The organism is Porticoccus sp., from assembly GCA_023261185.1.
Classification (GTDB): domain Bacteria; phylum Pseudomonadota; class Gammaproteobacteria; order Pseudomonadales; family Porticoccaceae; genus Porticoccus; species Porticoccus litoralis.
Map to the genome: position 1 here is coordinate 1 of JALRJN010000012.1, position 5358 is coordinate 5358.

General features: G+C 52.8%; 4 protein-coding genes. All 4 read right to left on the reverse strand.

The features are described from left to right. On the reverse strand, positions 1-2069 hold a 2069-nt coding region (secA, locus tag ACYZYZ_RS01100; protein WP_461482957.1), incomplete at its 3' end, for a preprotein translocase subunit SecA. A 72-nt stretch (positions 2070-2141) separates the two neighbouring features. Continuing rightward, positions 2142-3065, reverse strand: coding sequence for a peptidoglycan DD-metalloendopeptidase family protein (locus ACYZYZ_RS01105; RefSeq protein WP_461482958.1), 924 nt, complete (start codon positions 3063-3065; stop codon positions 2142-2144). 38 nt (positions 3066-3103) lie between these two features. Continuing rightward, on the reverse strand, positions 3104-4018 hold the full coding sequence (gene lpxC, locus ACYZYZ_RS01110; RefSeq protein ID WP_305169543.1) for a UDP-3-O-acyl-N-acetylglucosamine deacetylase: 915 nt from the start codon (positions 4016-4018) through the stop codon (positions 3104-3106). Positions 4019-4170: 152 nt separating this feature from the next. Next, entirely contained in the window at positions 4171-5346 is a 1176-nt protein-coding gene (gene ftsZ, locus ACYZYZ_RS01115; protein ID WP_461482959.1) for a cell division protein FtsZ, read from the reverse strand. Between the last annotated feature and the right edge of the window lie 12 nt (positions 5347-5358).

Here is a 5358-nt window from a genome sequence, read left to right on the forward strand (position 1 = left end):
GCCAGACTTTGCGGAGGACTATAAAAACTGATGGCACTGTCAATCACGTCATCGCGGATGTTACTGATGATGTCGGCAATATCGTCAGCCGCCAGCAATTCGTTACGCTGTTGATAAATCACCTGACGCTGATCGTTGGCAACATCATCAAACTCAAGCAGGTGTTTACGAATATCAAAGTTGCGCCCTTCCACCTTGCGCTGGGCTTTTTCAATGGCGTTGGTGACCATGCGGTGTTCAATGGCTTCACCATTCTCCATACCCAGAGCACGCATCATGTTCTTCACACGATCCGAAGCAAACAGGCGCATCAGCTGATCTTCCAACGACAGGTAAAAGCGGGATACCCCTGGATCGCCCTGACGTCCGGCACGACCCCGCAGCTGGTTGTCGATGCGGCGGGATTCATGGCGCTCTGTACCCAGAATGTGCAATCCTCCTGCCGCAATGACTTGATCATGGCGTTTTTGCCAGGCTTCCTTGACCTGCTTCACCTGCTCATCGGTCGGATTGTCCATTGCAGCAACTTCAACTTCCCAGTTACCACCAAGCACGATGTCGGTTCCGCGACCGGCCATATTGGTAGCAATGGTCACAGCACCAGGCTGGCCCGCCTGGGCAATGATCTGTGCCTCTTTTTCATGGAATTTGGCATTGAGCACTTCATGGGGGATTTTCGCAGCAAGCAAGCGCTGAGACATCGCTTCAGAGGTCTCAATCGATGCAGTACCCACCAGCAAAGGCGCACCTTTTTCCACGCAAGCACGCACATCTTCAATCACCGCATTATATTTTTCGTCGGTTGTCAGGTAGATAAGGTCATTCAGGTCGGTTCTGGAAATGGGCTTATTGGTGGGTATGACCACCACGGCCAATCCATATATCTGGTGAAATTCGTAGGCTTCAGTGTCGGCGGTACCGGTCATGCCTGCCAGCTTTTCGTAAAGCCTGAAATAATTCTGGAAGGTGGTCGAGGCTAACGTCTGGCTTTCGCTGTGGATACTCACCCCTTCCTTGGCTTCAATTGCCTGATGCAGTCCCTCAGAGAGTCGACGGCCCACCATGGTACGGCCGGTGTGCTCATCAATCAGGACAACCTGTCCTTCCTGGATAATGTATTCCACATCTTTGTGGAAAAGATGGTGCGCCCTGAGTGCCGATTGCACATGGTGTAGTAGTCCCAGGTTACTGGCGTTATACAGACTATCACCCTGCTGAAGTAAGCCTTCACTTTCAAGAAGAGACTCTATTTTAGAATGTCCCTCTTCCGTTAATTCAATTTGTCGCGTTTTTTCGTCAACGATGAAATCACCGGGAACATCATCACTGTGGGGTTTGAGCAACGGCATCAGGCCATTCATACGCTTGTAGAGCGCCGAACTGTCCTGAGCGGCACCGGATATAATTAGCGGGGTACGGGCCTCGTCAATCAGGATCGAGTCGACCTCATCGACGATAGCAAACACCTGACCACGCTGGGTTTTTTCTTCCAGACGCAGCACCATGTTGTCACGGAGGTAATCAAACCCGAATTCATTATTGGTTCCATAGGTAATATCGGCTTGGTATGCCTGGTGTTTTTCCTCCAACCCCTGCTGGGAAAAAATTGTCCCTACCTGCAGACCCAAAAACTCATACACAGGTGCCATCCACTGGGCATCCCGCTTGGCCAGATAGTCGTTCACGGTAACAATGTGCACACCGGTGGCCGGGATGGCATTTAGGTAAGCCGCCAGCGTCGCCACCAACGTTTTACCCTCACCGGTACGCATCTCAGCAATGCGCCCTTCGTGCAGGGTAATACCGCCTATCAACTGCACATCAAAATGGCGCATGCCCAAGGTGCGCTGAGCAGCTTCCCGCACCGCGGCAAATGCCTCCGGCAAAAGTGCGTCAAGGCTCTCACCGCTACTGTAACGTTGTCGAAATTCGTCTGTTTTCGCTTTTAACTGTTCATCGGAAAGCGCGGTGATTGTTTCTTCCAGAGCATTGATCTGTTTGACCAGTTTTGACATCCGCTTGATTTCGCGGTCATTTTTAGTGCCAAACAACGTCTTTAAGAGTTTCATTATCTAATCCACATCAATAGGTGTGCATCTGCGCAGAATGTTTTCGAACCAGGGAGGAGATAGAGAGGAGTGTTAGCGGATGGTACGGCGAATATAGCTGGCGGGGTCGACGGCCCGACCATTTTTATACACTTCAAAATGCACGTGGGGACCGGTGGAGCGGCCACTGCTACCCATCAAGGCGACCACTTCACCTTTCTTGACGACATCGCCCACTTTGACCAGGTTTTCGCTGTTGTGAGCATAGCGGGTGGCATAGCCTTCACCGTGATCAAGCTCTACCATCTGGCCATAACCATTGCGCTCACCTGACCATGTCACGACGCCCGCAGCAACTGCGATAATTTCCGACCCGGCTTTGCCTGCAAAATCGACACCGTTGTGCCAGGCTCGGTGACCAGTAAAAGGATCCGTGCGGCGACCAAAACGGGATGACAACCAACCCTTTTTAATGGGACGGCCAGTGACCGCACTCTGGCGTTGCACATTGCGATCCATCATCAGGGATTCGAGAATACCCAATTGACTTTCGCGACTGTCCAGTTGCTCTTCAAGCTGCTGGAAAAGGGCTTCCAGTTCAGAGTGCTGATAGGACTGCAGAGAATCCTGTTCTGGACCACCCACGGCGGGCTGCTGGCCAAAATCAAACTCACCATCTTCCAGGCCAGCCACTTCAGAGAGGCGCTCACCGAGTGCATCCAGCCTCACCAAGCGTGCCTGAAACTCCGCCAGCTTAAGGGTGATGGCTTTGACCTTTTGCTGTGCATCCTCACGCCCGAGATCCAGTTCGGACTGCTGCTGTTCCAGTTCCTGACGCATGGAGTTGATAAGGGTGATATCAATGGGATGGTTGCCGCTAGCGAGCAACGAGCCAATCAATATGCCGCCCGAAATGGGGAGGCCCAGCAAACACAGGGACAACAGCGCCTTGGCCCAGTTGCTGAGCACCATGGAGCGGGTCGTCCCCTTGCGATTACTGATAAATATAATTTTCACAGTCTATTGGCATCATCTACTGATCGCTGTTAGCCAGACTATACGGTAAGCAGCGGTTTCATATATGAGATCGGCGCCTCATCTTCATCATTTTCAAAGGTGACCACTTCCCAAGCATCTTTCTGGGCAATCAGCTCCCGCAACGAAGCATTATTCAACCCATGACCTGATTTATGGGCAACGAACTCGCCAATCAGACTATTGCCAAGCAAATACAGATCGCCGATAGCATCAAGGATCTTGTGCTTCACAAATTCGTCTTCGTAGCGAAGACCGTCCTCATTTAACACCTGATACTCGTCAACAACAATAGCATTGTCCATACTGCCTCCACGGGCCAGGCCCATGGAGCGCAAATATTCAATCTCGTGCATAAAACCAAACGTACGGGCACGGCTGACTTCTTTAACAAAAGAAGTAGTACAAAAATCCACCTCAGCTTTCAGGGTACGGTTATGAAAAACCGGATGGTCGAAGTCAATGGAAAAGCTGACCTTGAAACCATTGAACGGCCGAAAGGATGCGGTCTTGTCGCCATCGGTCACGGTCACCGGGCGCTTGATGCGAATAAACTGTTTCGGTTCTTCCTGCTCGCGGATGCCCGCAGACTGTAACAGGAAGACAAAAGGTCCGGCGCTGCCGTCCATGATTGGCACTTCGGGCGCAGTCACATCGATAATGGCATTATCGATGCCCAGTCCCGCCATGGCGGAAAGCAGGTGTTCAACCGTAGAAACTTTGACGTCGCCGTTGACCAGTGTGGTGGACAGGGTGGTTTCACCCACATTCTCTGCCTTGGCAAAGATTTCGACCACAGGATCGAGGTCGGTGCGGCGGAAAATAATACCGGTATTAACGGGGGCGGGATGTAAAGTCAGGTACACTTTTTCGCCAGTGTGCAAGCCAACACCCGTGGCGCGAATCATATTATTCAGGGTACGCTGTCGAATCATGCCTTACCAATACCTGCAAGAAAAGCAGTGGAAATGAAAAACTGGCCGCAATACTAACAGATGTCTCCCCATAGCTCCATAAACGAACTGCCAGCAGGTTCGAGGGGTAGCTGGCAGCTCGTCTTTTACGGAAGCCTGATACAGCCTGGCAATCAGTCCGCCTGGCGACGCAGGAACGCAGGGATATCCAGGTAGTCCATGTCTGCATCAGCACGGACATCCATTTTCCGCGCCACTGCTTCTCCACCACTGGGTCCGCGACGAATCACAGTCGGCTTGTCCAGCACGTCGTAATCAGGCTCACCGGTAGTGGCTTTCCTGACATTGGGGGTCGGTGCCGGCCCATTATCCACAACCTTGGTTGGCTGCTTGCGCTCAATGCCCTGCCCCAGGCCAGTGGCCACCACGGTAACGCGCAGTTTGTCGCCCATTTCAGGATCGATAACGGTGCCGACCACAACAGTCGCATTATCAGACGCAAATGCCTCGACCGTATCGCCCACATCGGAAAATTCGCCAAGTGAGAGATCTGGACCAGCGGTAATATTCACCAGAATGCCTCGGGCACCCTGCAGGTTGATATCTTCCAGCAGCGGGCTATGGATCGCGGTTTCCGCGGCGATACGGGCACGATCTTCGCCCGTAGCTTCGCCTGTACCCATCATGGCCTGCCCCATCTCGGACATCACTGTACGCACATCGGCAAAGTCGACGTTAATCATGCCGGGGCGGATAATCAGATCAGCAATACCCTGTACAGCACCTAACAGTACATCGTTGGCCGCTTTGAAGGCTTCCAGCAGGCTGGTTGTTTTACCCAGTACCTGCAGGAGTTTTTCGTTGGGAACGGTGATCAGAGAGTCCACCTTATCCTTCAACTCCACCAGCCCCTCTTCGGCAATCGCCATGCGCTTGCGACCTTCGAATACAAACGGACGGGTGACCACCGCAACGGTCAGAATACCGAGCTCCTTGGCCACATCGGCAACGATGGGCGCCGCACCTGTACCCGTGCCACCACCCATACCGGCGGTAATGAACACCATATTGGCGCCATTGAGTGCCGCGCGAATTTCTTCGCGTGCCAACTCGGCTGCCGCACGGCCTTGGTCTGGCTTGGCACCGGCACCTAAACCGGTACGGCCCAGGCGAATCTGGACAGGCGCATTCGTTGCAGCCAATGCTTGCGCATCAGTATTGCAGCAAATGAAATCCACGCCCTGAACACCAGAACGAATCATATGCGAGACGGCATTGCCACCCGCTCCACCTACACCGACCACTTTAATGACGGTGCCTTTGTTGGCGTTATCTAACATTTCAAACATCATGATGGACTC

Bases quoted from the DNA above. Each gene is read 5' to 3' on its own strand.
- lpxC (WP_305169543.1), bottom strand. From the start codon at position 4,018: ATGATTCGACAGCGTACCCTGAATAATATGATTCGCGCCACGGGTGTT.
- ftsZ (WP_461482959.1), bottom strand. From the start codon at position 5,346: ATGTTTGAAATGTTAGATAACGCCAACAAAGGCACCGTCATTAAAGTG.